General features: G+C 56.2%; 22 protein-coding genes. 12 read left to right on the top strand and 10 right to left on the bottom strand.

Annotation, left to right across the window (positions count from 1 at the left end):
• The first annotated feature begins 2 nt into the window (after window positions 1-2).
• Complete coding sequence (locus IE091_RS03220; RefSeq protein ID WP_189462824.1) at window positions 3-299, top strand: DUF1330 domain-containing protein; 297 nt, start codon at window positions 3-5, stop codon at window positions 297-299.
• Window positions 300-595: 296 nt separating this feature from the next.
• On the opposite strand, the gene IE091_RS03215 is transcribed toward IE091_RS03220, so the two are convergent.
• Window positions 596-1,072 (bottom strand): LabA-like NYN domain-containing protein, encoded by a 477-nt coding sequence (locus tag IE091_RS03215; protein ID WP_189462823.1) that lies wholly within the window; start codon window positions 1,070-1,072, stop codon window positions 596-598.
• A 324-nt stretch (window positions 1,073-1,396) separates the two neighbouring features.
• On the opposite strand from IE091_RS03215, the gene cml reads away from it, so the two are divergent.
• Window positions 1,397-2,584 (top strand): CmlA/FloR family chloramphenicol efflux MFS transporter, encoded by a 1,188-nt coding sequence (gene cml, locus IE091_RS03210; protein WP_422822511.1) that lies wholly within the window; start codon window positions 1,397-1,399, stop codon window positions 2,582-2,584.
• 34 nt (window positions 2,585-2,618) lie between these two features.
• Here the strand turns inward: cml and IE091_RS03205 are convergent, their stop codons facing one another.
• A complete protein-coding gene (locus tag IE091_RS03205; protein ID WP_189462819.1) occupies window positions 2,619-3,200 on the bottom strand; it encodes a DedA family protein in 582 nt (193 codons plus the stop codon).
• A gap of 333 nt (window positions 3,201-3,533) precedes the next feature.
• Window positions 3,534-4,445 carry a LysR family transcriptional regulator gene (locus tag IE091_RS03200; RefSeq protein ID WP_189462818.1) on the bottom strand — a complete coding sequence of 304 codons (912 nt, stop codon included), beginning with the start codon at window positions 4,443-4,445 and terminating at the stop codon, window positions 3,534-3,536.
• A 101-nt stretch (window positions 4,446-4,546) separates the two neighbouring features.
• Here IE091_RS03200 and ectA point away from each other — a divergent pair, with 101 nt between their 5' ends.
• The 3 genes from ectA to IE091_RS03185 are packed head-to-tail and all read left to right on the top strand — an operon-like array spanning window position 4,547 to window position 6,255.
• On the top strand, window positions 4,547-5,038 hold the full coding sequence (gene ectA / locus IE091_RS03195; protein ID WP_189462816.1) for a diaminobutyrate acetyltransferase: 492 nt from the start codon (window positions 4,547-4,549) through the stop codon (window positions 5,036-5,038).
• The gene (locus IE091_RS03190; RefSeq protein ID WP_189462814.1) at window positions 5,035-5,403 is read left to right on the top strand and encodes an ectoine synthase; all 369 of its coding nucleotides are present in this window, start codon (window positions 5,035-5,037) and stop codon (window positions 5,401-5,403) included. Before ectA ends, IE091_RS03190 begins: the two co-directional genes overlap by 4 nt.
• 12 nt (window positions 5,404-5,415) lie before the next feature.
• The gene (locus IE091_RS03185; protein WP_189462812.1) at window positions 5,416-6,255 is read left to right on the top strand and encodes an EamA family transporter; all 840 of its coding nucleotides are present in this window, start codon (window positions 5,416-5,418) and stop codon (window positions 6,253-6,255) included.
• Here the strand turns inward: IE091_RS03185 and IE091_RS03180 are convergent.
• On the bottom strand, window positions 6,252-6,689 hold the full coding sequence (locus tag IE091_RS03180; RefSeq protein WP_229800715.1) for a DUF4357 domain-containing protein: 438 nt from the start codon (window positions 6,687-6,689) through the stop codon (window positions 6,252-6,254). The two genes, IE091_RS03185 and IE091_RS03180, sit on opposite strands and share 4 nt — an antisense overlap.
• A gap of 541 nt (window positions 6,690-7,230) precedes the next feature.
• On the opposite strand from IE091_RS03180, the gene IE091_RS03175 reads away from it, so the two are divergent.
• From IE091_RS03175 to IE091_RS03155, 5 genes are all read left to right on the top strand, one after another.
• Window positions 7,231-9,105: a KAP family P-loop NTPase fold protein gene (locus tag IE091_RS03175; protein WP_229800714.1), complete on the top strand. Its 1,875-nt coding sequence runs from the start codon at window positions 7,231-7,233 to the stop codon at window positions 9,103-9,105.
• On the top strand, window positions 9,086-10,000 hold the full coding sequence (gene qatB, locus IE091_RS18605) for a Qat anti-phage system associated protein QatB (RefSeq protein WP_189462810.1): 915 nt from the start codon (window positions 9,086-9,088) through the stop codon (window positions 9,998-10,000). The genes IE091_RS03175 and qatB overlap by 20 nt, the downstream gene beginning before the upstream one ends.
• Window positions 9,997-11,265: a Qat anti-phage system QueC-like protein QatC gene (gene qatC, locus IE091_RS03165; RefSeq protein WP_189462809.1), complete on the top strand. Its 1,269-nt coding sequence runs from the start codon at window positions 9,997-9,999 to the stop codon at window positions 11,263-11,265. Before qatB ends, qatC begins: the two co-directional genes overlap by 4 nt.
• A gap of 265 nt (window positions 11,266-11,530) precedes the next feature.
• Window positions 11,531-12,550: a retron Ec67 family RNA-directed DNA polymerase/endonuclease gene (locus IE091_RS03160; protein ID WP_189462808.1), complete on the top strand. Its 1,020-nt coding sequence runs from the start codon at window positions 11,531-11,533 to the stop codon at window positions 12,548-12,550.
• Window positions 12,492-13,283 carry a hypothetical protein gene (locus IE091_RS03155; protein ID WP_189462806.1) on the top strand — a complete coding sequence of 264 codons (792 nt, stop codon included), beginning with the start codon at window positions 12,492-12,494 and terminating at the stop codon, window positions 13,281-13,283. The genes IE091_RS03160 and IE091_RS03155 overlap by 59 nt, the downstream gene beginning before the upstream one ends.
• A 7-nt stretch (window positions 13,284-13,290) precedes the next feature.
• On the opposite strand, the gene guaA is transcribed toward IE091_RS03155, so the two are convergent.
• The 4 genes from guaA to IE091_RS03135 form a co-directional block, all read right to left on the bottom strand.
• Window positions 13,291-14,868, bottom strand: a complete 1,578-nt coding sequence (guaA, locus tag IE091_RS03150; protein ID WP_189462804.1) for a glutamine-hydrolyzing GMP synthase — start codon at window positions 14,866-14,868, stop codon at window positions 13,291-13,293.
• Window positions 14,869-14,956: 88 nt separating this feature from the next.
• Window positions 14,957-16,426, bottom strand: a complete 1,470-nt coding sequence (guaB, locus tag IE091_RS03145; RefSeq protein ID WP_039183498.1) for an IMP dehydrogenase — start codon at window positions 16,424-16,426, stop codon at window positions 14,957-14,959.
• 162 nt (window positions 16,427-16,588) lie between these two features.
• Window positions 16,589-17,275 (bottom strand): phosphate signaling complex PhoU family protein, encoded by a 687-nt coding sequence (locus IE091_RS03140; protein ID WP_039183500.1) that lies wholly within the window; start codon window positions 17,273-17,275, stop codon window positions 16,589-16,591.
• A gap of 25 nt (window positions 17,276-17,300) precedes the next feature.
• Window positions 17,301-18,500 (bottom strand): Na/Pi cotransporter family protein, encoded by a 1,200-nt coding sequence (locus tag IE091_RS03135; RefSeq protein ID WP_229800710.1) that lies wholly within the window; start codon window positions 18,498-18,500, stop codon window positions 17,301-17,303.
• Between the two features lie 228 nt (window positions 18,501-18,728).
• On the opposite strand from IE091_RS03135, the gene xseA reads away from it, so the two are divergent.
• Window positions 18,729-20,072: an exodeoxyribonuclease VII large subunit gene (xseA, locus tag IE091_RS03130; protein WP_189462802.1), complete on the top strand. Its 1,344-nt coding sequence runs from the start codon at window positions 18,729-18,731 to the stop codon at window positions 20,070-20,072.
• Window positions 20,073-20,086: 14 nt separating this feature from the next.
• Here xseA and IE091_RS18570 read toward each other — a convergent pair whose 3' ends face one another.
• Window positions 20,087-20,221 carry a hypothetical protein gene (locus tag IE091_RS18570; RefSeq protein WP_254893829.1) on the bottom strand — a complete coding sequence of 45 codons (135 nt, stop codon included), beginning with the start codon at window positions 20,219-20,221 and terminating at the stop codon, window positions 20,087-20,089.
• Window positions 20,222-20,627: 406 nt separating this feature from the next.
• On the opposite strand from IE091_RS18570, the gene IE091_RS03125 reads away from it, so the two are divergent.
• Entirely contained in the window at window positions 20,628-21,482 is an 855-nt protein-coding gene (locus IE091_RS03125; protein ID WP_096922386.1) for an SDR family oxidoreductase, read from the top strand.
• A gap of 112 nt (window positions 21,483-21,594) precedes the next feature.
• Here the strand turns inward: IE091_RS03125 and argA are convergent, their stop codons facing one another.
• Window positions 21,595-22,911, bottom strand: coding sequence for an amino-acid N-acetyltransferase (gene argA, locus IE091_RS03120; RefSeq protein ID WP_039183507.1), 1,317 nt, complete (start codon window positions 22,909-22,911; stop codon window positions 21,595-21,597).
• Between the last annotated feature and the right edge of the window lie 5 nt (window positions 22,912-22,916).

Here is a 22,916-nt window from a genome sequence, read left to right as displayed (position 1 = left end):
CGATGCCTGCTTATGTCGTTTTGACCCGTGAACACACCCACAACAGCGAAGAAATGCAGCGCTACAGCGAAAAGGCCAAAGCCGCTCGGGAAGGCCACGACCCGAAGCCGCTGGCCTTCTACGGAGACTTCGAAGTGCTGGAAGGCAGCGCCATGGAAGGCGCCGTGATCCTGCGCTTCCCCGACATGGCCGCCGCCCGCGCCTGGTACCAAAGCCCCGCCTACCAGGAAGCCCGTCAGCACCGCTTCCTGGGCGCCGATTACCGCGTCTTTTTGGTAGAGGGTATTGAAGAGGTGTGATAAGCAAACACTCTCCTGCTGTCATCAGCGGGGGAGTGTCATCAAGGGACAGCTGCTATAGTGAACACTACAGAACGACTCAAGGAGCGCGGTGATGGTTCGCAATCCCCCCACAGATAAAGTCATCGTCTCTCGTGAGCGTATTGTGCGAGCCGTCGCCAGCTCAAGCGCGCTCGAGACAGGCGAGCGTACAGAGGTGATTGAAAAACGCCTGACGTCTCGCCCAAGGCTTTTCAACAAGTTGACCTTATCTTCCTGAAGCGAAGCAAACCACCCCCTCAGCTCAGCATTCTGTATCACCCCAGCAACAAGTCACCCTCGATGGGGATGAACTTGCTGGCGGCGTTGATCAGGGAAGCGGCGGTGAGCTGGGGCACGCCGTAGACTTCCACCCGTTTGCCGTGGGCCTCACGGATCTTCTGCGCCAACAGGTCGAAGTCGCCATCGCCGGAGACCAGCACCACTACATCCGCCTTCTCGGCGTATTCGATGGCATCGAGGGTGATGCCTACGTCCCAATCACCCTTGGCCGAACCATCCGCGCGCTGAATGAACGGCTTTAACCTGACCTCGAAGCCAATCGAACGGAGGATATTCTGGAACTCACGCTGCTTGGCATCGCCCTTGTCGATGGCATAGCAGCGGGCGGCCAGCACCTCCCGGTTCGCCGTTGCCTTGGCCCAGAAACGACGGTAATCGAAGTGCCTGCCGTAGGCGTCGCGTACGGTGTAGTAAACGTTCTGAGTGTCTACGAAGATGGCAACGCGGGTCATGGCATGGGGGCCTCGGCAATGAGTGTACTCCCATGGTACGCGATATATCTTGGCCCAGTGTTTTTGGCCGCTACAAGGATACTCCCCCGCCATTGCCTGGCCATGGGCTGAATAGCCTTTTATGGCTCGTCTCTGATACGCTAACAACGCCAAAGGCACCGCAACGTCGTCACCTCACGGAAAGCACCCATGGGTTCCAAAAAAGCAGACCGCTAGGCCGCAACAACCCTGCTTCACTCGTTGTTGCGGCAGCCTGACCATCCCATCGATGCCCTGCAGGCCGCCGTCGAATACGCTGATTCGTACGGAGCTTTTCCTGTGCCTATTCAAAACCCAAGCCCTTGGGCTTATCGCCTACCCCTGGCGCTGGCGTTGCTGGCCCCTTTCAATCTGCTTGCCTCACTCGGCATGGATATCTACCTGCCGGTGGTGCCTGCCATGCCGGGCATTCTCGATACCACGCCCGAGGTCGTTCAGCTTACGTTGACGCTCTACATGATCATGCTGGGCGTGGGCCAGATCCTCTTTGGCCCGCTTTCGGACCGCCTGGGCCGTCGCCCCATCCTGATCGGCGGCACCCTCGTTTTTGCGGCGGCCTCCTTCTTCCTGGCGTTCACCACGGAAGCCTGGCTATTCGTGGGGCTCAGGCTGGTGCAAGCCATGGGGGCCGCCGCCATGCTGGTCGCGATGTTCGCCACGGTGCGCGATGTGTACGCCAACACGCCGGAAAGCGCGGTCATCTACAGCCTGATGAATGCCATGCTAGCGGTGGTGCCTGCGCTGGGGCCCATCGCGGGCGCGCTGATAGCCCGTTACCTGGGCTGGAGCGCCCTGTTCATCACCCTGAGCATTCTGGCCCTGCTGACCCTCGGCTACGCCTTCCCGAGATGGCATGAAACACGCAAGGCATACGCCCCCACCCGCCTGGCGGATATAGGGCGCGTGCTCAACAGCGCTCATTTCTGGGTTTATACGGTCGCGTTCGGGACCGCCATGGGGGCGTTTTTCGTGTTCTTCTCGACGGCTCCCCGAGTGCTCATCGAAGGGGCGGGCTTTAGCGAGTTGGGGTTCAGCGTGGCCTTTGCGACGGTGGCCCTGGTCATGATCGTGACGGCGCGCTTTGCCAAACGTTTCGTGACGCGCTGGGGCATTCCCGGCTGCGCCCTGCGTGGCGCGCTGATTCTGCTGGCCAGCGCAGGCCTGCTGGGGCTGGGGGAAGTGTTCTTCACGCCAAGCCTGTGGTCGTTTGTTTTACCGATGTGGCTCGCCGCCGTGGGCATCGTGTTGATCACCTCCGTGACCGCCAACGGCGCGCTGCACGCCTTCAGCGACATGGCAGGCACCGCCGTGGCGCTGCACTTCTGTGTGCAGAGCCTGATCGTGGGTGGCGTGGGCACTGCGGTGGTGGTCATGCTGGATGGCAGCACGGCCTGGCCGCTGATTGCCTACACCGGCGGCATGGCAGCGCTCACGCTGGGGCTGCTCACCGAGCTATCTCGGCGGAGGCGGTAACGATAGGGTAATGCGTGTGCAGGGGTGGCTGCGCTCAATCGCGCATCTTCAAGCGCTGGGCCCTTCTCCGCTTGGCAGCCACCACGGCCACAATCGCGACGCAAAGCACGGCGGCCACCCCTGCCAACACCACATGGGAAAGGCTGCTCAGGCGCTCAAACAGTGGCGCGAGCGCCTGACCAAACAGATAACCGAGCGTGACCCAGGCGGCCGACCAGATCAGCGCCGACAGCGCATTGAGCACGATGAAACGGGGCCAGGGAAAGTTGGTCGTGCCGATGGTCACCGCACCGGCCATGCGCAGCCCATAAAGGAACCGCAAGGAGAACGCGAACGTATTCGGGTGGGCGTTGAACGTCGCCAGTACCCGCCCACCCGCCGCGCTACGCTGAACCGAGCGCACGATGGCGCTATTGCGCCACCCATGCCCGAGCAGGAAGAACACCTGGTCCGCCAGGAAAGCGCCCAAGGCAAGCGAGAGCACCGCTTCACCAAACCCGATCAGGTGCCGATGCATCATGATGCCGCCCAGCATCGCGACGGCTTCACCCTCCAGGCTCGCCCCCACGAACAAGCCGAGGCTGCCATAGTTCGCCACGAAATAATCAAGCGTCATGTGCATTCATTCATCAAGTAACCCCGCCAGGTGGGTGCCACGTCAACGCAATCTCTATCACGATTCAGGATGATGCGGAGGTGAATGAGGTTTATGGAAGGCAGGCAGCTGCTTCAGTTGGCAGCCAACCTGGCTGCCCCAAGCACATGAGCCGATTACCGCGCCTATTCGGCTCAGATGATGAGCCGATTATGGTTGATATTCGGCTCATGGGCTAGTGGATGGGCTTGCCCCGGCGACATCCCCCACTCTTTTCTCTGATGGGCCAAGAGTGCATCAAGATGATGCTACTTCTCACAAAGCGATGAATATGCTCTCCGACTTCTTGACTGGTTAGGCACGGCACGCCTGCAGCAGCTGCCGCCCGACGGGGCCAAGCGGCTTCTTTTTGGGCCAGAAGGCGATCAGTTGGCGAACGCCACGAGGCGACAACGGGCGCGTCACAAGATCGGCGTTGAGCTTATTCACCAACGCCAACGTGGGCACCAGACTGACGCCCACACCGTTAGCCACCATCTGTAGCAACGTGCGTGTATCGCGCACCCAAAAATCGACCTGCACCGCCCCTTCCGATGCTTCCAAGGAGTTTGCAAAAATTTGCTGAATCAACGCCTCACAGCCCCCGGATGACATGACCAACGGGTGCTCGGCCAGCGCTGAGACGCTTACGCTGGCGTGCTGGCTCAACGAATGGCTGCTGGGCAGCACAGCAACGATCTCGTCTTGTCTGATCAACTGCCAATCAAAGTGCTCACGCCAATAGCCCAGGTTGAGCCGCGTGGTATCCGTTGTGATGCCAACATCCACCACGCCGCTTTCTACCCACTCCTTGATTTCCTCCTCCACGCCTTCCAGCACCAGCCCCATGGCTTCTGGGTATCGGCTCGAAAAGACTGACAGCACCGAGGCTAACCAACCATGCAGCGCACTGGGTATCGCGGCAATCTTGAGCGTCGTGTCGGTTTCATGATGGTGGTGCGATACCTGATGACTGAGCACCTGTAGCTCACCCATGATCTTTCTCGCGCTAGCGAGTACTAACTCACCCAGCGCCGTCGGCTCGACTCCCTGCGGTGTTTTCACCATCAAGGCACCGCCGACACGCTGCTCCAATGACTGCATGGCATGGCTGACCCCTGATTGGCTAACACCCAAACGTTCAGCTGCACGGGTATACGACTGCGCTTCCTCAACGGCCAACAGTGCCCGTAACTGAGCAATGGTGATATCTGCGCCCCGGATCATGACCTCTCCTCATGGCTGGGATGAGCTAATCGAATTTTACACAAAAACCATTTAAAAAATAAAATCACATCAATCATTCTTAAAATCCGAAGGAAAAAAACATGAGCTATGAGTTTATACATCCTGGCATTGAAGATGCGCCATACATCTACCAACTTGCCCAGCAAACGCCACAACTGGACAGTTACCCTGAATATTTTTATCTACTTTGGTGCAGGGACTTTAAAAACACCTCGCTGATAGCTAAGAAAAACAACCGTATAGAAGGATTTATCATAGGCTACATGCGACCTAATGAGCCCTCAACCTTGCTCATATGGCAACAGGCCATGAGCAAAAGAATACTGAACAAAGGAATTGGGATAAAACTACTACACAAGCTAACAAGAACATGCAAAGCATCAGGAGCAAAACACATTGAAGCAACAATCTCACCAGAAAACAAAGTTGCTGAAAGGACCCTTATCGGAATCTCTAGATTACTAGACACCACTATAGAAAAAGAAGATATTTTCGACCAAAGTCATTTCAATGAAAGTCATCATAAAGAAATATTGGTCAGAGTAGGACCTTTTGAGGAGAAACAAAAATGAAAGTATTGACAACACCAGAAATGAAAAACTGCACAACTATTACAGAAGAAAAATTTACAAGCATAAGAGCAATAACTAGCCAGTACAATAAATTATTTTCGATTCACGAAACAACAGTTCATAAAAACAAAACATTAGAATTATGTTACGAAAACCATGATGAGTACGTCTATGTAATTGAAGGAAGAGGCGAGCTACACAACTATAAAACGGGAGAAAAACATCTCTTAAAACCCGGCACAATATATCATGTAGAAAAAAACGAAAGGCATTTATTAAAGACGCACGAAAGAATGCGCGGAGTGTGCATTTTCACTCCAGCATGCAAAGGTGACGAAAGACACAATGAAAACGGATCATATTAAACAGGATGATCAATGAGCATCACACTTGCTTTATCTGCAATGTTCTTAATTGGCATGACTCACTTTATCAATGGCATGATATCCCAACATTGCCCTGCCGTAAAAATTGCTTTATGCACTCATATCGGCGGTAGTTTTTGCGGGTTAATTTTATCATTTTCATTATCTAAATGGCACAACGATGCGATGATATGGGGTATGCTATCAGGAATAGGCTCAGCACTAGGAGCCCTTTTTCTATATCGAGCTCTATCAACCTCGCCTTTTGGTATCGTTGTACCCCTCAGCGCAGTATCAATGGTGTTGATATCAGTTCTACTGTCATTATTTTTTAATGGAGAAAACCCTAACTTAGCCGTTTGGCTTGGAATAGCAATATCTTTACCTGCTGTCTGGTTGATTTCAGGTGGAAAATCATTAAGAAAAAGACTACCCTCATTACATAAAAAATCCGGCTTAATTCTCGCACTACTCGCAGGACTTGGGTTTGCCGTACAACTTCACTTCTTGGGAAAAATATCCACTGAAGCGAATTTTTATGGAATATCCATCAGTATGGCCAGCGGAGCAATTCTTCTTCTCCCCTTTTGCCTAAACACTAAAAAAACAAAAAAAACGTTTTACACCTTATCATTCACAGCAGGTGGAATCAGTGTAGCAGGACTGGCTCTATACACCATCTCACAGGCAGGTCAGCTTGCTATAGTGAGCATCATCATTGTATCCATGTACCCATTAATCCCGGTAACACTAGGATCAATTGTAAGAAAGGAGAAGCTCAGCGGCTCCTCTATAATTGGTATAGTGCTCTCTATTGTGACGACAGCTCTTGTCACAATTGGCAGTTACTAAATCTTTGCCAAGCGCGCATCCTGCAAAGATTTTAACGTTACTCCATTTAGATCCTTCCAAGCCAAACGGCCATTGGCGCTACCGCCAACCAAGACGCCCGCTGCTGTTGAAGGAGAGGAAAATCGAAAATCCTGAGTGAATATCAACTTTCCATTTTGCGGTGCTAGTACGCCACGCATTTGCAGAAGTTGCCGCTGCTCGCGCATGTAGTCATGGATGGAAAGCGTCTCCTCAATACGTGCCAATGAGCATTTGAGTACCACAAAGCCATCAGCAACTTCTCTACCCGTGCCTTCGGCCCCACGTTCGTTGAGGTAAAGCGTCAGCGGCGGCTCGACTTGCTCTGAAGATGCCCCGGCGGCTTGGCTGCTAGCTGCTTCGACGCATCGATACCCAATAGCGGAAAAATCACCAGCATCCCGGCTAAAAACCACTCGGCATCAGCACGGTTGGCTTTAGAAAGCGGGGACGGGGTCCGAGCTAGGAAAGTGCCGTTATCTAGCACCCAATGGTCAGCGGTTTTCACCAGAGCTCATAGTCCTGGCTCCAGATAACGCGAGAAGGTATGGTGTCGGTAGCGGTCTGTCAGCAGCTACGTCGGTCATGATATCCATGTTTGAGACTTTCTACAGGGCCTCATCGCGGTACTCAGAGTGTAAGGTGCTAGAGCTCATAGCAACAATTATTGCTTTGCTTTCGATGAGATCTGCAATTATACGCTCCTACTACAGATTCTTAGAGATATCCGCATCCATTGTTAAAATGCACAATGCCGCGTTTGCTAGGATTCGGGCATGCATATCTTATTGACTTGTTAAAGATAGATGAATACTGATGGGCACTCTCTCATGGTGACGAATTATCTAGACCTCATACTGCCAAAAGTAGTAGAGGAATAGAGGCCACTGTCTACGTCTTATCCGCTACTATGTATACTTTTACAAATATTCATGCTGACAGCAGCCAAGGAGAGGCATGATGTGGGTCGATAACGAAACAGATACAGACTTCCTCAATTTTTCCGGGGTTGCCGACACCGTTGCTGAGATCGTTTACCAAGCCAATGGACGCCCCATTTCCATTGGTGTTTCTGGCGCTTGGGGGGCTGGCAAATCGTCAATGATCAAGCTTATTCAGGCGTCGTTGCGCAATCCGCCTGAGTCGGGGCATAAGCCTGAAAAAGACTTCGTTTTTGTCGAGTTCAATGCTTGGTTGTACCAAGGCTATGACGACGCCCGTGCGGCGTTGATGGACGTAATAGCATCCCGTCTACAGGAAGAAGCTAAGGCGCGTCAGACCGCTCTGGACAAGGCTTACGAGCTGGGTCAACGTGTGAATTGGCTGCGGGTTGCTAAGATGATGGGTATGTCGGCAGCTTCTGTAGCAGCCGGCGTACCGATGCCTGGCCTGATAGGTGATGCGTGGAGTTTGACCAAGCAATGGTGGTCTGGGGACGTCAATCAGGCGACAATTGACGCAACCCATGACAAAGCTGGAAAGGTAGCGGATGAAGCCAAACAGTTCATCAAAGCTCAACCTCAGATGCCTTCACCGCCCAAGGAAATCCAAGCACTACGAGATAATTTCGAAGCTGTCTTGGATGAGTTAGGCGTCACCCTCGTTGTGCTGATTGACGATCTGGATCGCTGCCTGCCCGAAACGACTATATCAACCCTTGAGGCTATTAGGCTGTTCTTGTTCCTGCGCAATACGGCCTTCGTCATCGCGGCAGACAACGAGATGATCAAGCATGCGGTGCGTCGTCACTTCAGTGGTGTCCCGGATGACGTGCTTGTCACCAGCTACTTCGACAAGCTTATTCAGGTTCCAATTCGAGTACCACCTCTGGGGACGCAGGAAGTTCGGGCGTACATGATGATGCTGTTCACCGAGAACAGCGGGTTACCTAGGGAGGAAATCGAGTCCATCCGCATCAAAGTCCGCGATCAGCTTCGAACAACATGGCAAGGTGGTCGGGTCGACCGGACTTTCATGCAGTCCCTATCCAAGAAATACCCTGCGGAACTGATTGGGAAATTCGATACAGCAGAACGTCTCGCGGCGGTGATGACCTCAGCGTCAGGTATTCACGGCAACCCACGGCTCATCAAACGTTTTCTTAACGCCCTGGCGATTCGGATGAGCATTTCACGCGCCCATGGCGTGGGTGTGGATGAAGCAGCACTGGTCAAACTGATGCTGTTTGAGCGTAGTGGTAATCCGAAGGCCTTCGAAGAACTTATGAAAGCGGTTGCGGCGGATAAGCACGGCAAGCCAGCAATACTCGCTGGTTGGGAGACCGATGTGAAACAAGGCAAGGATTTATCTTTGAATCAGCCTTGGGATCACCCGTTTGTGAAGGAGTGGCTAGCCTTGCCACCTGCGCTGGCAGACAAAGATTTGCGAGGTGCCATTTACGTCAGCCGCGAGCATGCACCGATCATCACGGACGAAGATCGCCTTTCTTCGAACGCTGCCGAGCTACTAACCGCGCTGCTCGATTCGCCTGATATGGCACCTCAACTCAGGGGGGCTCTTGGGCAGATTGCTCCCGTCGAGATCAGCGTCATCATGGATCGATTACTCGACAACGCGGGTAACGAGCAGGAATGGGGCGTACCGCCCGTTTTGGATGCGATGCTGGTCATCGCTGGCATCGATGGATTGCAGGGCCCGCGCCTCGCTGCCTTTTTGAAAGAGCGCCCACCCGCACAGATCCAGGCTGGGATCGTGCCAAAGCTCAAAGATGAGAGCTGGGCGAAGTCCGTATTCGATTACTGGCAAAGCCTTGATGTCAGCCCTCCTGTGAAGGCCGCGATAAGGAAAATGAATGGGAACATCACAAAATAGCGATGGGCCAGGCAAGGGAGTGCCAATGGTGCCTCCGTGGACGCCTCCATTGCCGCCGATGCCACCGGAACTACCTCAGCCTCCAGAGCCACCGGCTCCGCCAGCCCCTGAGCCGCCAGATCTTGAAGAGGATCAGGTTGATCAGGATAGTCATTCTGATGGCCCCCCTGAGGGGGATAACAAGCCCAAGACTGCACCGCAGTCGCCACCTCCATTAGCGCCGCCAGGCCGCTTTGGGGGCGCACGCAAGGGATTAAGTGACTACGCCAGGAACGGTGATCGCAGCGGCCTCCAACGCAGCCTGAAGCACTACGTCAAACATGGGTACGGCGGTGCTAAGACCACTACGGCTCGATTTGGTGGTACAGCGGCAGTTGCCGCGATGCTGGGCGGTACCCTTCAGTCGGTGGCAGAAGGAACCAGTCAGACCAACGCGAACCTCATTGACCCCGTCCTGCTGAAAGGTCGATCTGCCTCAGAAGTCATGGACGCGCTGGTCGAGGCCGTTCGACCTGTGGATGGGACTCAAGATGCAGAGGCAGAGCGGGCCTCGATTCGGGGGTCGCTGTCCGATGTTCTCGTGAAGTACCCTAACGCCGATCTGCTGAACTTGGCCCCTGAAGAGCGGGCCTACGCGATCGAACGCTTCACCGCAATGGATGTGTTTCACCGGTACGAGCTTGATCTGGGGAAAACCGTACAAGAGAAAGCCTCATCGGCTCTAGTTGCGGTACGTCGGCTGAAAGAGATCAAGGAATACATCAAAGAGTGCGTCTCGGCCTCGTTTCGCTCCATTGCAGCCACTGGAGTTCGGCTGACGACCGGACGTATTTCCCAAGTCGTAACCCAGGCGCTACAGGAGACTTTTGAGGTCTTCGAGGGGTATATCGAATGAAGTTTGTTTGCGGCCCCGCAGGATTTCAGGTGCAGGCTGTCGATCCCGCAATGCCGGTGGTGATCTATGGCCAGGCGGAAAAGGGGCAAGTCAGTGTTGGGGGATACACCCGTCACCTGATTAAGAAAACACACTTGGAAATCTCACCTCAGGCCTGGGATTTTCTGAGTATTGCCCTTTCCATAGTTGCGGCAGATTTCTCCGATCTACGCGCCAAAAGCGCAGACGGCTGGACGCGTACACTCGAACTTCATATTGCAGTTCAGGATCCTGTATTCTGGAATGCCCAAGCACGAGCGTTGGAAGCTGCGTTGCGCTTTTTGACGACAGACATTTGGACGTTCGTCTTTCATTCCGGTGGGTATGGACCACCTGCTCAGTTGCAAGCATTTCATCCTCAAGAGGATTCTGTCGCCTTGCTTTCTGGCGGGATGGATAGCCTGATCGGCACCATCGACTTGGTCAGCCAAGGGCGGAATCCTTATGCCGTCAGCCAGATTGTCCGTGGTGATGGGCAGAAGCAAGACGATTTCGCTCAGAGTCTTGAGTTGTCCAGGATTGGACTCAATCACGTTGCCAGGTCTCCAGGACTTCAAGAGCCTTCCCAGCGGGCACGATCCATCGTTTTCCTGGCATTTGGATTGGCCGTTGCGACATCACTTGATCGTTACCATCAGGGTGATCGCGTACCTCTTTACATCTGCGAGAATGGCTTCATCGCGATCAACCCTCCATTGACTGTGACCCGGCTGGGTAGCTTGAGTACCCGCACCGCTCATCCGGAATACCTAGGTCGATTGCAACAGATCTTCGATGCTGCTGGCATCAATGTTCAGATTCAGAACCCATACGCGCTGAAGACCAAAGGTGAGATGATGGCGGGATGTCTTAACCAGCATTTACTCAAACAGTATGCAGTGACATCCACCAGCTGCGGGCGTTTTCAGCGTTTTGGGTATAAGCATTGCGGGCGATGTGTTCCGTGTCAGGTCAGAAGAGCCTCCTTCATGCGATGGGGAGAGGTGAGAGACAGTACGCCATACGTTTACGACAACCTTAGTATCGATACCCCCCAGTATGGGCGCTTTGAAGATGTGCGCTCTGTAGGGATGGCAGTGGCGAGCGCTGCGCAGGACGGTTTCGATCAGTGGCTAGGTCACAGTCTTTTTTCGCCGTTTATTATTGACAGGGCTGGGTATAGGCGAATGCTCGTCCAAGGCTTGGACGAGCTGGCGACGTTGCACGCTTTCTATGGGCTTAAATGATTAGTGTAATATTCCCAGATTTCTTCTGCATACCCTACGCTGCTAATGCTGGATGTGCAAAACATGGCGACATGACACAGCCATTTAACTCTTGACATAGCGCCATAAAAAAATTTACCTTTAGGTTGCTTGCAGACAGATTTTTTTGTCATGCTTCGTGACAGGTGAAATCAATGTTAGGGGCTTTGCCATTTAGCATTCCTTGACGGTAGCGATGCTACCTGAACGCGCATAAGAGTGTCTGCAAGCATCAATGAGGATCAAAATGTCTGCTTTAAAAAAATTAAAATCAGCATGTGACATAAATGACTTGGCTAAACTTTTAAATTTCAAGTCTTCAAACATAGCTTATATAATTTACAGACTAAAAGAAGAAGAAAAATACTCTAGCTTCGAGATAAAGAAATCATCTGGCGGACTAAGAACTATCGACGCGCCAGAACCTAAACTTAAAAACCTACAGTCCAACTTAGCATACTTGCTACAAGAGTGCCTAACAGAGATTGAGAAAACATCTCAAATCAAAAGCACAGCATCTCAGGCTTTTCAGCCCAAAAAGTCAATAATCACAAATGCTTCTCTTCATAGGAAAAAAAGATTTCTATTCAATCTTGACATTGAAAATTATTTTGGCTCAATAAATTTTGGCAGAGTTCGTGGATTTTTTATCAAAAACAAAAACTTCGAGCTTGACCCAAAAATTGCAACTTTAATAGCCCAAATAGCATGCTACCGCAATAGACTACCACAAGGTTCTCCCGCATCCCCTATAATTTCAAATTTGATAAGCCATATCTTAGACATGCGCTTAATTGAATTATCAGCAAAAAACAAATGTTTTTATACACGATATGCAGATGATATAACTTTTTCAACAAACTTAACAGAATTCCCTCCAGAAATAGCTTACGAGAGTGAAGATAAAATATGGTCACCCTCCCAAAAACTAACAAAACTAATATTAAAAAATGGCTTTAACATAAATTACCAAAAAGTTCGAATGCAGCTTCATTTTTCAAGACAAGAGGTTACAGGCCTTACTACAAATAGAATCATCAATACGCCCATTGAGTATAGAAAAAATGCTAGAGCAATGGTTAGATCACTAATCATGAAAGGTAGTTTTCATATGCCTAAAGAAGAACAAGAGGCATCAGTTGAACAGCTTCACGGCATCCTATCTTTTATTGATCATGTAAAATTAGTCACAAAACATGGTCATAGCAATGATCCTCACTCTTTGCCAGCAGCTAAAGAAGAAAAAAAATCATCATTTGAAAAATGATTTTGCAGACTTTTTATTTTACAAATATTGCTACGCTCCAACTAAGCCTCTCATTATCTGCGAAGGTAAAACTGATAATATATATTTGAAATGCGCCATCAAATCATTGGACTCAAAATACCCGAAATTAATTCATCCAAACAACAAGCAAGATTTCAAAATAGATTTTTTTAAATACTCCCGCAGTCAAGGCGGAGATAGCCAAAAGGGAAGACTGCTTGAACTAAGAGGCGGCGAGGGGAATTTAAAAAACTTCATCTCAGCTTATGACAAAAAATGCACTAAAATACGCGCACCAGGAAAACTGCATCCTGTAATTGTATTAATTGATAATGACAAGGGTGGAAAACAAATACTTTCCTTAATAAAAAGCTTAAAAAGAGAAACGAGTACAGTGACAGGAAATGAAGATTATTACTTCATAAACAACAATTTATATGTCATACCAATACCCGACATAATGGGGAATAAGAACACTACCATTGAGGATTTTTTCTACAAAAAAACTCTTAACAGAAAAATAAACGGAAGAGTATTCAATAGAAAAAACGATCACTCTGGAAAAAATTTCTATGGTAAGTATGAGTTCGCCCAAAAAATAGTTCAGAAAGACTTAAAAAACATTAACTTTAAAAAATTTATCAAAATACTAGACAGATTTGAGCTTGTAATAAGCGATTACAAAAGACATCTAAAAAGTAAAGCCCTGCAGAATAGCAGGGCTAATCATTAAACAAGTATCACTCCCACTCAATCGTCGCAGGCGGCTTACTGCTCACATCATAGGTCACCCGCGACACGCCTTCCAACTCATTGATAATCCGGTTGGAGACCTTCTCCAGCAGCTCGTAGGGCAGGTGGGCCCAGCGGGCGGTCATGAAGTCGATGGTTTCGACGGCGCGGAGTGCGATGACCCATTCGTAGCGGCGGCCGTCGCCGACCACGCCAACGGATTTCACCGGCAGGAACACGGCGAAGGCCTGGCTGGTTTTTTCGTACCAACCGGCGGCGCGCAGTTCTTCGATGTAGATGGCGTCGGCATCGCGCAGGATGTCGGCGTACTCTTTCTTCACTTCACCCAGAATGCGCACGCCCAGGCCGGGGCCGGGGAACGGGTGGCGGTAGACCATGTCGTAGGGCAGGCCGAGTTCCAGGCCGAGTTTGCGCACTTCGTCCTTGAACAGTTCGCGCAGCGGCTCCACCAGCTTGAGCTTCATGGTTTCCGGCAGGCCACCCACGTTGTGGTGGGATTTGATCACATGCGCCTTACCGGTTTTGGAGGCGGCGGATTCGATCACGTCCGGGTAGATGGTGCCCTGGGCCAGGAATTCCACGCCTTCGATCTTGCTGGCTTCGTCATCGAACACGTCGATGAAGGTGTTGCCGATGATCTTGCGCTTGGCTTCCGGGTCCTTTTCGCCGTGCAGCTTCTCCAGGAACAGCTCTTCGGCGTCCACGCGGATCACTTTCACGCCCATGTGCTTGGCGAAGGTTTCCATGACCTGGTCGCCTTCGTTCTTGCGCAGCAGGCCGTTGTCGACGAATACGCAGGTAAGCTGCTCGCCAATGGCCTTGTGCAGCAGCGCGGCTACCACGGAGGAGTCTACGCCGCCGGAAAGGCCCAGCAGTACGTGGCGGTCGCCAACTTGCTCGCGTACGCGCTGTACCTGGTCTTCGATGATCTGGGCGGGGGTCCACAGTTTTTCGGCTTTACAGATATCCAGCACGAAGTGCTCGAGAATCCGCTGGCCTTGCAGGGTGTGGGTCACTTCCGGGTGGAACTGTACGCCGTAGAACTGCTTCTCTTCCCAGGCCATGGCCGCAATCGGGCAGCTCGGGGTAGAGGCGGTCACGGTGAAGGTGTCCGGGGCCTTGGCGACCTTGTCACCGTGGCTCATCCACACGTCCAGCAGGGCGTTGCCGGTGGCGGGGTCTACGTGGTCCTTGATGTCCTTGAACAGGGCAGTTTCGGCATCCAGACGGATCTGGGCGTAGCCGAACTCGCGCTGGTTGGAGCCTTCCACCTTGCCGCCCAGCTGCTCGGCCATGGTTTGCATGCCGTAGCAGATACCAAACACCGGCAGGCCCATTTGGAACACGCACTCGGGGGCGCGGGGGGAGTCCAGCTCGGTGACGGATTCCGGGCCACCGGCCAGGATGATGCCGTTGGGGTTGTATTCGCGGATCTCTTCTTCGGTGATGTCGAAGGCGCGGATTTCAGAGAATACGCCGATCTCGCGCACGCGGCGGGCAATCAGTTGGGTGTACTGGGAGCCGAAGTCGAGAATCAGAATCTTGTGGGCGTGAATGTCACTCATGGCGAAGCCTCTATAACGCGGAATGCCCGCATTGGCTAAAAAGCAGACGGCGGGGCAATGCCCGCCGCCGTGTCACTAACTGCGCTGGTTAGCTCACCCGGTAGTTGGGTGCTTCCTTGGTGATCTGCACGTCGTGAACGTGAGACTCGTTGAAGCCAGCGCCGGTAATCTGTACGAACTCGGGCTTGGTGCGCATTTCCTGAATGTCGCGGCAGCCGGTGTAACCCATGGAGGCGCGCAGGCCGCCCATCAGCTGGTGAACGATGGCGCTCATCATGCCCTTGTAGGGTACGCGGCCTTCGATGCCTTCCGGCACCAGCTTCTCGGCACCAGCGTCCTTGTCCTGGAAGTAGCGGTCGGCGCTGCCCTGGCTCTGCGACATGGCACCCATGGAGCCCATGCCACGGTAGGCCTTGTAGGTACGGCCCTGGTACAGCTCCACTTCGCCCGGTGCTTCTTCGGTACCGGCCAGCAGGCCGCCTACCATCACGGCGCTTGCGCCAGCGGCAATGGCCTTGGCCAAATCGCCGGAGAAGCGCACGCCGCCGTCGGCAATCAGCGGAATGTCGAAGGGCTTCAGCGCTTCGGCCACGTTGGCCACGGCACTGATCTGTGGCACGCCCACGCCAGCCACGATACGCGTGGTGCAGATGGAGCCGGGGCCAATACCCACTTTCACGGCATCGGCACCCGCTTCGGCCAGCGCGGTGGCGGCGGCGGCGGTGGCGATGTTGCCCCCGATCACTTGAATCTGCGGGAAGTGTTCCTTGATCCAGCGGACGCGGTCGATGACGCCCTTGGAGTGGCCGTGGGCGGTGTCGACGATGATCACATCGACGCCTGCTTCGGCCAGGGCCGCCACGCGGTCAGGGGTTTCCGGGCCGGTGCCCACCGCGGCGCCTACCAGCAGGCGGCCATCGCTGTCTTTGGCGGCCATGGGGTAGGTGCGGGCTTTTTCGATATCCTGGAAGGTCACCAGGCCGCGCAGGTGGAAAGCGTCATCGACGATGAGCATTTTCTCGATGCGGTGTTCGCGCATCTTGGCCTTGCTGACTTCAAGCTCGGTGCCTTCCGGTACGGTGACCAGGCGCTCGCGGGGCGTCATGATGTCGGCCACGCTGTCGCCCACGTTGGGCTGGAAGCGCATGTCACGCTCGGTGACGATGCCCACCAGGGTTTCGCCTTCCACCACCGGGAAGCCGGAGAAGCCGTATTCGCGGGCCATGGCCAGCAGGTCTTCCAGCTTGGCCTTGGGGCTCACGGTGACCGGGTCTTTGACGATCACGCTTTCGTGCTTCTTCACCTTGCGCACTTCCGCGGCCTGCTGGGCCATGGTCATGTTCTTGTGGATGATGCCGATGCCGCCTTCCTGGGCCATTGCAATTGCCAGACGCGCTTCGGTCACGGTGTCCATGGCGGCAGACAGCAGGGGAATATTCAGCGAGAGGTTACGAGTCAGGCGGGTTTTGAGGCTGACATCCTTGGGCAGAATGTCGGAGAAGCCAGGAACGAGAAGTACGTCATCGAACGTAAGCGCTTCTTGGGCCATACGTAGCATAGCGGCAACACCCAATGTAAAGTGGGAAGATGGGGCGTGAAAGGTTAATCGCCCATTATAACGTTTCGAGGGCCACCCCAGCAAACCATCCTGCGATGATCTGCTGAAGGTGGCCCTCTGCGTTGGCCTGGGCGAAGCCCACTGCGGTGTGGCGAGGGCGGTTTAGTCCAGCGCGCGGTCGTCGGCTTCGCTGGGGAAGTCGAGGTCTTCTAGGCGGCCCGTCACCGCCGTGGCGATGTTGGCCAGATGCGAGGCCACGCGCTTGTAGTGGCGCGCCAGCAGCGAGTAGGCCACGGCTTCGTGGAACTCGATGCTGTCCTCTTCCCGCAGCAGAGATTCGATCAGCTCGTCGCTGATGTGACGAATCTCCCGGGTGGCAGTGATGATGCCGTGGGCCTTTTTCTCGTCGGAGTTGCGCGTGGCCGCAATCAGCTCGCTGAACAGCCCCCGCAAGCGCTCGGAGATGCTGTCCAGGGGCTTCTGGTAACGGTCTACATGGAAGCCTTCGGTGTAGAACGCGCCTACCTCGAAGACGTTCTTGCAGTAATCGCCGATACGCTCGGCGTCCTTGGCCACGCTCATCAACGCCAGGCAAATGGCCACATCGTGGCCGGGGTTGACGGTCAGGTGGCGCAGCACCTTGCGGCGAATCGAGCGTTCCAGCTCGTTGACCGCCACATCGCGCTCGTACAGGGGCGTGCGTACGTCCTCGGCGGCCACGGTGCTGTACAGCACCTCGTTGGCTCGGGAGAACATCCAGGCGCCATGCTCCAGCATTTGGGTCAGGTCCGCGTAGGCCTGGTCGATGCTGGTTTCCGAGGTAAGCGCACTAAAAAGCTGTTTGAACATGGGGAAACCTCTCAACTGGCCGCGCTTAGCGCAGGCGGATAAAGAATTCGGTCAGCGTGATGCCCACCAGCGGCACGATCAGGAACACACCGATCAGGAACAGGAACGCATAGCGAATGTGCTGCCCTGCCAGGCGTCCATACCAGGTGGCAATACGCAGCGGAATGACCCGCAGCGGCCACCAGATCGCGGTGCCGGTAAGGTTGAAGATAACGTGAAACAGCGCCACCGTCATCGCCGCCGCAATCGGGTTGGCGGTCGCCGCCAGCACGCTGGTCACGGTGGTGCCCAGGTTGGCCCCCATCATGAACGGCAGCACGCGGCGCAGGCGCACCACCCCTGCCCCCGCCAGCGGCACCATCAGGCTGCTGGTGATCGAGCTGGACTGCACCAGCACGGTCGAGACCACGCCCACGCCGTAAGCCCGCGCATCGGTACGGAAGAAGTAGGTGCGGAACAGGCCATCCATATGGCGCAGCAGCGCGCCGCGCAGGTTCTGCACCATGAACACCAGGGCGGTGAACATCAGCAGCAGGCCGATGCCAGCCACCATCAGCCCGGCGGCAGCGGTGGTGGGCATCAGCGCCGCGCCCAGCCAGTTGGCGGCATCCACCACCGGGGCGGTAATGGTCTTGATCGGGCTGTTGGGGCGGGCAACTTCTTCCAGGCCAATCAGGTCTGCCAGCCAGGCCGCCAAACGGGTGAAGATGCCGTAGCCGCGCTCGTGGAACATGCCGGTCAGCCACTCCACCGGGAAGATCAGCAGCACCGTGAGGATGTTGAACAGGTCGTGCATCAGCGCCGCGGTGAACGAGCGGCGGAAGTTACGCTTGATGCGCACGTTGGCCAACGCCACGATGACGCCCGTGACGGCCGTGCCGATATTGGCCCCCATGATGGCGAACACCGCCGTGCCCAGGGTCATTTCGCCACTGGCCACCAGGGTCACGATCAGCGCCGAGGTGAACGAGGAGCTCTGCACGATCATGGTGACCAGCACGCCCGCCATCAAGGCAATGAAGGGGTTCTGGCCATAGGCGAAGGCGCGGGTCAGAACGTCGCTGTCGCTGCCGAAGGTGCCTAACCCCGCACCCAGAACGTTCAGAGCAGCCAGGAACAGATACAAGCACAAGCCAGCGTAGATACCTCTTAGCCAGGCGGGCACTTCGTGAGGCGCTTGGCGAGCCAGCGCAGGACGATCTTGTGAAGGTCCGAGATTCGACATGAGCAATCTGCCCTGTTGGTGAACATCTATTGTGACGCTTTCGTGACACTTTTGTGTCGGCGGGCACCCTAGCATGGTTTTGTGACATTTTGATGACGTTTATCTTGCAGCGCCGCCTTCCGCGCGCATGGTACGCCAGAGAACCCGTCAAGGCCATTGCTGTGCGCCCTGCACGTATTGTCTAATGAGCGGCCGCATCCCCGCTTTCACCCGCGACTGGAAACCCCCATGAGCGCTCCCAACGCCCCCCTGCTATCGGTCAGTCAACTCAACCTCAAGGCGCGCAAGGCGCTGGAGAACGACCTGGGCGATGTGTGGGTGGAAGGCGAGCTTTCCAACGTGTCGCGCCCGGCGTCCGGGCATATCTACTTCACGCTGAAAGATGACCGCGCCCAGGTGCGCTGCGCGCTGTTTCGCCAGCGGGCACGGTTCGTCTCGGCCCCCATGCGCGATGGCGACCAGGTCAAGCTGCGCGGCCGGGTCTCGCTGTTCGAGCCCCGCGGCGATTACCAGCTGATCGCCGACGCCGTGCAGGCGGCGGGGCTGGGCGAGCTGCTGGCGGCCTACGAGCGCCTGAAGGCGCAGCTGGAAGGCGAAGGAGTGTTTGCCAACGCCCGCCCGCTGCCCTTTCCGCCCCGTAAGCTGCTGATTCTGAGCTCCGCCAGCGGCGCCGCCATCCGCGATGTGCTGGCGGTGCTGGCAGCGCGTTGGCCATTGGCCGACGTAACGCTGATCCCCGTGCCGGTACAGGGCGCAGAGGCGGCCCCGGCAATGATCTCTGCCCTGGCGCTGCTCAACCGCCAGACGCGGCTCGACCCCGCCCAGGATGCGGTGCTGATCACCCGAGGCGGCGGCAGCCTGGAAGACCTGTGGGCGTTCAACAACGAGCACTTGGCCCGGGCCATCTTCCACTCCCGTTTGCCGGTGATGTCTGCCGTGGGCCATGAGGTGGATGTCACCCTGGCGGATTTCGCCGCCGACATGCGTGCCCCCACCCCTTCCGCCGCCGCCGAGCGGCTGGTGCCCGACCAGCACGCCCTCAAGCGCCAGCTCCAACAGGCCGAACAGCGCCTGCAGCGCGCCCTGCAAACCCGCCTGGAGCGCGATAGCCAGCGGCTGGACGCCCTGCGCGCTCGGCTCCGCCACCCAGGAGAGCGGCTGGCCCACCAGCGCCAGCACCTTCAAGCCCTTACCCAGCGGCTAGCGCGCGCCATGCAGTTCACGCTGAGCCAACAGCAGCGCCAGCTCGGCCAGCTCGGCCGCCGGCTGGCCAGCCAGGACATGGCCCGGCTGCACCGGGCAGAAAGCGAGCGCATCGAACGCCTGCAACGCCGCCTGGCCAGCGCCATGCAGCGCCAGCTGGAAGCGCGCCAGGCACGCCTGCACAGCGCCGCCCGGGCACTCAACGCGGTCAGCCCGCTGGCGGTACTAGGCCGTGGCTATGCCATCGCCCAGGACGAACAAGGCCAGATCGTGCGCCGCGCCCAGGATACTCAGCCAGGCCAGCTGCTCAAATTGAAGCTGGGTGAGGGGCGTTTGAACGTGGAAGTAAAACGGCGCTATCAGAAATAGCGCCGCACGGGTGATTACTTTTTGTCCGATGACTCGTCCGGGGAAGGATTGACGTGATGGGTATCCGGCATCGGATTGGCGTCGTCGTGATGATCGTCGCGCTGGTCTTTTTTCTGCTCTTGCTTCTGGTCGTGTTTATCCGGGGACATGCTACCTCCTGATCCTTGGTGGTGTGTGTTGCCTCCCTCACTATAGCCGCTCCCCACCCGCTTGCCATGAAGGCCGCACCGCTGAGCCGTGCAATGCCCTGCCTGGTTTTCAGGCTTCTCTTTCCAAAGCAGCGAGTTACCCCCTTCCCGGCCCGTTTGGCACCCACTCATGCAGTGTTTAAATAGCATTTATTAATTGTCGCTATCGGAAGTGATTGGCCTGCTCAGGCATTTGCCCCGGCCTGCGCCTTTGGTCTACGTTGTAAGCACGGCGCTGGAGCGCTCTGCACCCCAGGATGCGGGTGGCAGCGCTCGTCGCAGCGTCGTGTGTACTTGCCTTCATGAAATGTGTATTGGCCTTCATGGAAGGAGTTACGTGTCTGTGCCTAAAAAGGAGTGACCGCACATGAGCGACCAACAGCAACCCCCACAGCATCAGCAAAAACAGCCGGGCGATGAGCATGCCATGCGCCCCGAGCCCGAGTACATTCGCGACAGCTATCGCGGTGCCGAGAAGTTGTTGGATAAAGTGGCGATCATCACCGGTGGCGACAGCGGCATCGGCCGAGCCATTGCGGTGCATTACGCCCGTGAAGGGGCCGACTGTGTGATCGTGCACCTCAAGGAGAGCCGCGACGCCGAAGAGACCAAGCGGCTGGTAGAGGCCGAAGGCCGCCGCTGCCTGGTGCTGAAAGGCGATGTGGCTGCGCCCAGCTTCTGCCGAGAAATCGTCAACCGCACCCGGCAGGAGTTCGGCAAGATCAATATCGTGATTCACAACGCAGCCGAGCAGTACGACTGGGATGACATCACCGATATCCCGGACGACCAGCTGCAGCGCACCTTCCAGACCAACGTGTTCAGCCACTTCTATCTGACCAAAGCGGCGCTGCCTCATCTGAGCGAAGGCGACACCATCATCGCCACCTCCTCCATCAACGCCTTCAAGGGCAATGACACGCTGATCGACTACACCGCCACCAAGGGTGCCATTCAGGGGCTGATACGCTCGCTGGCGATGTCGCTGATGGACCGAGGCATCCGTGTCAACGCCGTGGCTCCCGGCCCCATCTGGACACCGCTGATTCCGGCCAGCTTCGATGAAGAGAAAGTCGCGGAGTTCGGCAATCAGGTGCCGATGAAACGTGCCGGACAGCCCAGTGAAATCGGCCCGGCCTACGTATACCTGGCCTGTGAAGAGTCATCCTACATGAGCGGCCAAACGCTGCACCTGAACGGTGGCGTGATTCTGAATACCTGAGCAGCCTTCCGGGGCGGCTCCTCGCCGCCCCTTCGCGGGTGCCTCGCTGCGCTCGTTACCACGCGCTACGATACTGCTACTGGCTCTTCACCCCTCACTCCTCACGCCAATACTAACCCGCCAGATTTTTCACCAGCACCTTGGATTTACGGGCGTGGTTGTAGGCCTCGCGTTTGAGGGGGGGCAGGTCTTCCAGGCTGGCGGCGCGGAAGCCGCGCTCCACAAACCAGTGGGCGGTATGGGTGGTGAGCACGAACATATCGGAAAGCCCCCGCTGGCGGGCGCGTCGTTCCAGGGCTTCGACCAGTCGCTCGCCGCGCTCGCCGCCCCGGTAGTTGCCATGCACGGCCACGCAGGCCAACTCGCCCACGGTGGTCTCGGGGAAGACGTGCAGCGCCGCACAGCCGATCACCATGCCGTCGCGCTCGATGACCATGTAGTCGTCGATTTCATGCTCCAGACGCTCCCGGGAGCGGGCCACCAACATGCCGCGCCGCTCCAGGGGTTCCAGCAGCTCCAGCAGGCCCGCCACGTCATTGAGCGTGGCCGGGCGAAGCTGCTCGTAGCGGTGCTGGGTGATCATGGTGCCCACGCCGTCGCGGGTGAACAGCTCCCCCAGCAGCGCATCATGGTTGCGCCAGGAGAGCAGGTGCGTGCGGGCCACGCCTTCCCGGGCGGCGGTGCAGGCGGCGTTGAGATGGCGCGCCAGCTCGCTGCCGGGTACGGCCTGCTGCAAGCGCGGTTCGGCTTCGAAAGGTGAAAGCTGGCGCAGCAGCGCGCCCTGCTCGTCTTCCAGGCCTTCGGATTCGCCCAGCAGAATCAGCTTGTCTGCCTTGAGCGCCACGGCGGCGTGCTGGGCCACTTCCGAGGCGTCCAGGTCGAATACTTCTCCGGTGCTGGAGAACCCCAGCGGCGGCAGCAGCACCAGCGAGCCCTTCTCCAGCAGCCCTTCGATGGCGCTGGCGCGCACCCGGCGCACCTCACCGCTGTGATCGAAGTCTACGCCTTCGCGCACGCCCAGCGGCTTGGCGGTGACCAGATTGCCGGAAATCACGCTCAGCTCCACGCCGTGCAGCGGCGTGCTGGGCAGCCCCAACGAGAGCCGCGCTTCCAGCCAGAGCCGCTGGTGCGCCGCTACCTGCTCCACATGGGCCATCACGGCGCGGTCGGCGACCCAGCGGCCATCCACCCGGGTGGGCTCCACGCCGGCGGCCGTCAACGCTTCATGCACCTGGGGGCGAATGCCGAACACCACCACCAGGCGCACGCCCAGCGTATGCAGCAAGGCCAGGTCCTGAATCAGCTGCTCTCCTCGGCCCGACGCCATGGCTTCGCCTTCAATCAGGATGACAAAGGTTCGCCCCCGGTGGGCATTGATGTACGGGGAGGCATTACGAAACCAGTCGACAAAGGGGAAACGTGTGTCCAAGGGCC

The organism is Vreelandella hamiltonii (assembly GCF_014651775.1).
Taxonomy (GTDB): domain Bacteria; phylum Pseudomonadota; class Gammaproteobacteria; order Pseudomonadales; family Halomonadaceae; genus Vreelandella; species Vreelandella hamiltonii.
Note: the sequence above shows the minus strand (reverse complement) of the source record. Positions and strands in the feature narration are given on the sequence as shown.

Bases quoted from the DNA above. Each gene is read 5' to 3' on its own strand.
- IE091_RS03200 (WP_189462818.1), bottom strand. From the start codon at position 4,445: ATGATCCGGGGCGCAGATATCACCATTGCTCAGTTACGGGCACTGTTG.
- IE091_RS03125 (WP_096922386.1), top strand. From the start codon at position 20,628: ATGAGCGACCAACAGCAACCCCCACAGCATCAGCAAAAACAGCCGGGC.
- qatC (WP_189462809.1), top strand. From the start codon at position 9,997: ATGAAGTTTGTTTGCGGCCCCGCAGGATTTCAGGTGCAGGCTGTCGAT.
- IE091_RS03135 (WP_229800710.1), bottom strand. From the start codon at position 18,500: ATGTCGAATCTCGGACCTTCACAAGATCGTCCTGCGCTGGCTCGCCAA.
- IE091_RS03190 (WP_189462814.1), top strand. From the start codon at position 5,035: ATGAAAGTATTGACAACACCAGAAATGAAAAACTGCACAACTATTACA.
- xseA (WP_189462802.1), top strand. From the start codon at position 18,729: ATGAGCGCTCCCAACGCCCCCCTGCTATCGGTCAGTCAACTCAACCTC.
- IE091_RS03140 (WP_039183500.1), bottom strand. From the start codon at position 17,275: ATGTTCAAACAGCTTTTTAGTGCGCTTACCTCGGAAACCAGCATCGAC.
- guaA (WP_189462804.1), bottom strand. From the start codon at position 14,868: ATGAGTGACATTCACGCCCACAAGATTCTGATTCTCGACTTCGGCTCC.
- IE091_RS18570 (WP_254893829.1), bottom strand. From the start codon at position 20,221: ATGTCCCCGGATAAACACGACCAGAAGCAAGAGCAGAAAAAAGACCAG.
- IE091_RS03155 (WP_189462806.1), top strand. From the start codon at position 12,492: ATGATCCTCACTCTTTGCCAGCAGCTAAAGAAGAAAAAAAATCATCAT.
- IE091_RS03220 (WP_189462824.1), top strand. From the start codon at position 3: ATGCCTGCTTATGTCGTTTTGACCCGTGAACACACCCACAACAGCGAA.
- qatB (WP_189462810.1), top strand. From the start codon at position 9,086: ATGGGAACATCACAAAATAGCGATGGGCCAGGCAAGGGAGTGCCAATG.
- IE091_RS03160 (WP_189462808.1), top strand. From the start codon at position 11,531: ATGTCTGCTTTAAAAAAATTAAAATCAGCATGTGACATAAATGACTTG.
- IE091_RS03185 (WP_189462812.1), top strand. From the start codon at position 5,416: ATGAGCATCACACTTGCTTTATCTGCAATGTTCTTAATTGGCATGACT.
- ectA (WP_189462816.1), top strand. From the start codon at position 4,547: ATGAGCTATGAGTTTATACATCCTGGCATTGAAGATGCGCCATACATC.
- IE091_RS03175 (WP_229800714.1), top strand. From the start codon at position 7,231: ATGATGTGGGTCGATAACGAAACAGATACAGACTTCCTCAATTTTTCC.
- guaB (WP_039183498.1), bottom strand. From the start codon at position 16,426: ATGCTACGTATGGCCCAAGAAGCGCTTACGTTCGATGACGTACTTCTC.
- IE091_RS03205 (WP_189462819.1), bottom strand. From the start codon at position 3,200: ATGACGCTTGATTATTTCGTGGCGAACTATGGCAGCCTCGGCTTGTTC.
- IE091_RS03215 (WP_189462823.1), bottom strand. From the start codon at position 1,072: ATGACCCGCGTTGCCATCTTCGTAGACACTCAGAACGTTTACTACACC.